Origin of the sequence: Succinimonas sp. (assembly GCF_045225735.1) — a bacterium.
Lineage (GTDB): Bacteria > Pseudomonadota > Gammaproteobacteria > Enterobacterales > Succinivibrionaceae > Succinimonas.
This window is the reverse complement of the sequence record NZ_JBGVBR010000435.1, coordinates 1-4,516: the sequence shown is the minus strand read 5'-3', so window position 1 is coordinate 4,516 and position 4,516 is coordinate 1. Positions and strand designations below refer to the sequence as shown.

The following is a 4,516-nucleotide window of genomic DNA, read 5'->3' as shown; positions in this document are numbered from 1 at the left end:
TACGCGATGTAGACCATCCGTTCCTGCTGCCGATTGAAGACGTATTCTCCATTTCCGGCCGCGGCACTGTAGTAACCGGCCGTGTAGAGCGCGGCATCATCAAGGTAGGCGACAGCGTTGAAATCATTGGTATCAGACCTACCGCCACCACCGTGTGCACCGGCGTTGAACAGTTCCGCAAGAGTCCCGACGAAGGCCGCGCCGGCGAGAACGTGGGCATACTGCTCCGCGGCACCAGGCGCGAGGAAGTTGAGCGCGGACAGGTTCTCGCTCAGCCTGGCACCATTACTGCCCACACCAGGTTCCTGGCAGAAGTATACGTTCTGACCAAGGAAGAGGGCGGCAGACACACTGCATTCCTTAACGGCTATCGTCAGCAGTTCTACTTCAGAACCACTGACGTAACCGGCACCATCGCTCTTCCTGAGGGCACCGAAATGGTTATGCCCGGAGACAACGTAACCATGAACGTAACTCTGATTCACCCGATTGCCATGTCCAGGGGACTCCGCTTTGCGATCCGCGAAGGCGGCCATACCTTTGGTATCGGTGTTGTTGCCGAGACTTTGGATTGAGAACCCTGATGGTCATGACTGTCCCTGAATATCCATTAGATGGACGTAAAGCAAGGTATAACTGTAAATGGCAGCGGGGATCTTCCTCAAAATGAAACGAAGACAGGATAGCCTGAGACAGGCCGGAAAATACAGCCGGGAGCTGAATTAACAGAAAATTTCGCGCCATAACCGGAGAAATCACGTTGATTATCTTCAGTCGCAATTGATTTAACGTACAAGGTTACCGCCAAGGTCGCCATTAGCAGAGGATTCTTGTTATGAAACTAGTGACCTTCATACTGAACATATTCCTGAATGATGTGTTTTTCTATCTCATTCGCGCCGCGCTTATACTGGCAGATGCCGGACTTGCTCTCTGGATTCTGAACTCCCATGCGGATATCGGTTTTCACTGGCTGGTTGTTATATCTTTAATTCTGTTTGCTGCCGGCTGGGGACTTTACCGCTTCCTGACCAAGAAGGAGGCCGGGGCGAACGACAGCGCCGGCTCTCACATGGGGAGGATCTGCGACTTTTTCAGGAATCTTCGCAAAGCAAAGAAGGACGAGGCAAAGCAGGAGCCATTATCTGATAATGAGAATGCCGGATCTGACACCGAGGACGGCAGAACCGACTGGAGCGATCCTGACAGCGTCACCTCAGAGGATGTCTCTTCCTCTTCTTATGCAGACGACATTGCTTCTGATTCAGCTTCTTCCTATGCAGATGACACGGCCTCTTATGATAACCCCGATTATCGCGAAAGATCGGACACCGGCTCCCTGCCTCCCGTCATTCCCGATAAAGTCCCCGTGGGAATGGGATCAAAGCTTGTGCAGATAATCTTCTGGTTTGCCCTGTTTTGCTGTTTCTCCTATGAGGTATTTAAGGATGCTCCCACGAGCATCATGGGCATGATCACTAACCTTTTCAAATCTGAAATCGTGGTAAAAACCGAATCCGAGCTTATGGGCATCCAAACCATTGAAAAGCTTTACACCGGTTTCATCTCCATAGACAAGGAGGATATGCACTACGATGAAGGTATGCTGTCAGGAAGGTATCTGGACGGTATTTGCATCAAGAAATACCGGATTCATTACGGTTACCGGGATCTTGGGAAATATCTGGATGATGAAAAGGTGATGGAGGCGGTATGCAGCGGGAATACCGCAGCTCTCCCGAAGCCGGAGCTCCTGGCGGTAAACTCCCAGACCCAGGAACAGGCAGGCAAGTATGACGTGTCCGGCGACTGCTTTAAATGGGATGCTGATCCGGAGCGCCGCAATGGGATGCTTATAGGTGAGATGAATCGCTACCGGATCTTTAACGTCAAGGACAGTCAGAAACAGCTCCGGACTTTTCTTCAGCCTGCCTGCGATGCCATTTTTGCCAAAAAGGCGGAAGCAGAACCTGCCGCCGCAGCTGCAGGCTCTGAGAAGGTCTCTCCTGATGGTCAGAAAAAGTAAGGGTTCAGGAATTCAAGAAAAAGGAATGCGATTATGAAAAACACCAGAATTTTCTTCCGCTCCGGAAAAAGCATGCTCATGGCTCTGGTAATGCCTGTTGCCATGCTTGCCGCCGGATCTCCCGCAGTTTCCGCTCAGGATCAGGATGTCAGCGAAGTGGTTGCTGCCATGAACGGCATGATGCTGGCCACACTGGAAGCCTCCTATAGCGTGACCTATCATCACACCGAGGAAAATCTGATCTTCAAGAACAACATTTATTATCAGAAGGATCTGGCCTCGATAGATTACGGTTTTCAGTTTGTTAAGCCGCCGAGAATCATCAAGGACGGCGATAATTGCATCCTGTCAGCCGTTGTCAGGAACAGCCCCTTCCGACCCAAAAACCGGAGGACAGTGGTACGGGAATCCACCGACGGGGAAATGCGGCTTAAGGACAAGGACGGCATTTATGTGGATGTGGATCACATAATGAACAAGAAGATGCTGGATGAGGAGCGGAAATACCGGGACGAGCATATGGAAATCGCCAAAAGCAAAATGAACCAGCTTTTCGGGATCTATGCGGCAAAGTACCATTGCGAACCTGATCTGGAGTTTGTGAAATGAGAGTTTTCCGCTGTCCCGGAAAGCCCCGGGAGTGTCAGGCTTAAGCTGATTTGGCCCTCTGGGGAAGGAAAACGGCGTTGTTTATGAATGGAGATCGACAGGTATGAAGTGTCCGTACTGCGGTGATGAGATCGAGAATGGCGTCAGGTTTTGTCCCGGGTGCGGTAAATCTGTCTCAGGAAAAGCCCCGGAGTCCCATGCCGGAAAACCTGTCAGAAAACCATCCGGTACTAACCCTACTCAGGCTAAATCAGGCCCCAAGCCAAAGTCCCCGTCCGTTAAGCTGTTCAGCATCGATGCCATGCTTAAGCAAATGAAGCGGGATGCGGTTAAAAACGGCAAAACCGATCCGGAAGGCGTGCTGGCCCGGATGGAGCAGGGCATTCGGGAGGCTGCCGTCAGACTCGGCCGCGATGCCGCCTGCATTAACATCATAAATGCCGGACGCATGAATCACGGCAAGAGCAGTCTCCTTAACTCCCTGATGGACAGCGATGTTTTCAAGGTTAACGATGTGCGCGAAACCGTGGTAAACCGCCGGGTAAAGTACCGGGACAGTATTTTCTTCACGGATACCCCGGGACTTGAGGCTAATGCGGAGGATGACAGCGAGGCCTTTAACATCTACAGCAGTGCGAATTTTATCCTTTTCGTGCATACCCTGAGAATCGGCGAGCTTCATTCGGAGGAGATTTCCTATCTTAAAAGACTGTGCAAGATCTTCCCCCGGGATTATCTCAAGACCCACATGGCCATTGCACTGACCTTTGTTGACAGCTACAAGCCCGATGAAATTCAGGCCATCAGGGAGAAAATCAAGGACGCTCTTGCAAGCGAACTCGGCATGGACAATATCAGGTTTTTTGAGGTGTCAAACTCCCGGTACAAAAAGTATCAGGAAGAAACCAGCGAGAAAAAGAAGCAGGCCTTTCTTAAGGGCAGCGGCATTTGTGAAATCAGAGAATTCATCACAAAGCAGGCTCCGGTCTGGCAGTCTGAGAACCGGGCTCTCAGAAGGGGGCAGTTCAAATTCTGCAAGGAGAAATGCAAGGAGATCGCCGCCTCTCTCAGTCCGCCCCTGAATGCACGGCTTAAGGCCTTCAGGAATGTCTATGGTCAGGTTAACGCCATTGAGCAAAAGCTTTCGGATAGCTCCTCAGCCATAGATGCCGCCACTGCCAGGCTTAACGGTCTCAGAGCCCGGCTGGCGGCGCTGAAGAGGCAGTGGAACGAGGAGAGATACTGATTACAGTTTTTCGGGTGCAGGTATAACAAGGGATATTAAAAGACGGGCAGCAAGAGGTTCGGTTTATGTTTGTAGCTATTGTCGGCGTGGCGGCTGTGGGGACGGTGATCGGGGCCGCGGCCTCTCATGATGATCACAGCAATCACCGCAATTACAGCGACCATCGCAATTATTCCGATGCCAGTCTCAGGAACGAGATCGCCCGCATGGAGCAGGAGGTGCGGGATATGGAACGTAAGATTTCCCGCATGAGCGATAACGGTGTTGATGAGATTGATGACAGCTTTGCCTCGGTGATGGAGGCAGTCCGGGAAACCGGCCCTCTGGCCCGGGAAATTGCCGGCTGCTTCGATTTCGGGAATAAGTCTCTTCCCCCTGCGCAGATGATGCATCGGGTTTCTGATGCGCTCCGGGGACTTGTTAACAATGAGCGGGAACGTCTTAAGGCCATTGACAGAACCATTGCCCGGATTAATGAGATTGAGCTTGAATGCAGTGATGTAAAGCCCCGGAAAAACAAAAAATAAGCATCCATCTGATTATAAATATGCTTCCTGATGCCGGCAGCTGAGTATGCTCATATAACATGCATTGTATTTTATGAGTATATAATCAATGCAAATATAAGTATTTTG

General features: G+C 51.0%; 5 protein-coding genes. All 5 read left to right on the top strand.

The window, feature by feature from the left end:
• The coding region (locus ACJROR_RS15190) for an EF-Tu/IF-2/RF-3 family GTPase (RefSeq protein ID WP_406547827.1) at nt 1-575 on the top strand (575 nt) is incomplete at its 5' end.
• 260 nt (nt 576-835) lie between these two features.
• The gene (locus tag ACJROR_RS15185; protein ID WP_406547826.1) at nt 836-2,026 is read left to right on the top strand and encodes a hypothetical protein; all 1,191 of its coding nucleotides are present in this window, start codon (nt 836-838) and stop codon (nt 2,024-2,026) included.
• Nucleotides 2,027-2,059: 33 nt separating this feature from the next.
• Nucleotides 2,060-2,635 carry a hypothetical protein gene (locus ACJROR_RS15180; protein WP_406547825.1) on the top strand — a complete coding sequence of 192 codons (576 nt, stop codon included), beginning with the start codon at nt 2,060-2,062 and terminating at the stop codon, nt 2,633-2,635.
• Between the two features lie 103 nt (nt 2,636-2,738).
• Nucleotides 2,739-3,881 (top strand): GTPase, encoded by a 1,143-nt coding sequence (locus tag ACJROR_RS15175; RefSeq protein ID WP_406547824.1) that lies wholly within the window; start codon nt 2,739-2,741, stop codon nt 3,879-3,881.
• 65 nt (nt 3,882-3,946) lie between these two features.
• A complete protein-coding gene (locus ACJROR_RS15170; protein ID WP_406547823.1) occupies nt 3,947-4,408 on the top strand; it encodes a hypothetical protein in 462 nt (153 codons plus the stop codon).
• Nucleotides 4,409-4,516 lie beyond the last annotated feature (108 nt).

Bases quoted from the DNA above. Each gene is read 5' to 3' on its own strand.
- ACJROR_RS15185 (WP_406547826.1), top strand. From the start codon at position 836: ATGAAACTAGTGACCTTCATACTGAACATATTCCTGAATGATGTGTTT.
- ACJROR_RS15180 (WP_406547825.1), top strand. From the start codon at position 2,060: ATGAAAAACACCAGAATTTTCTTCCGCTCCGGAAAAAGCATGCTCATG.
- ACJROR_RS15175 (WP_406547824.1), top strand. From the start codon at position 2,739: ATGAAGTGTCCGTACTGCGGTGATGAGATCGAGAATGGCGTCAGGTTT.
- ACJROR_RS15170 (WP_406547823.1), top strand. From the start codon at position 3,947: ATGTTTGTAGCTATTGTCGGCGTGGCGGCTGTGGGGACGGTGATCGGG.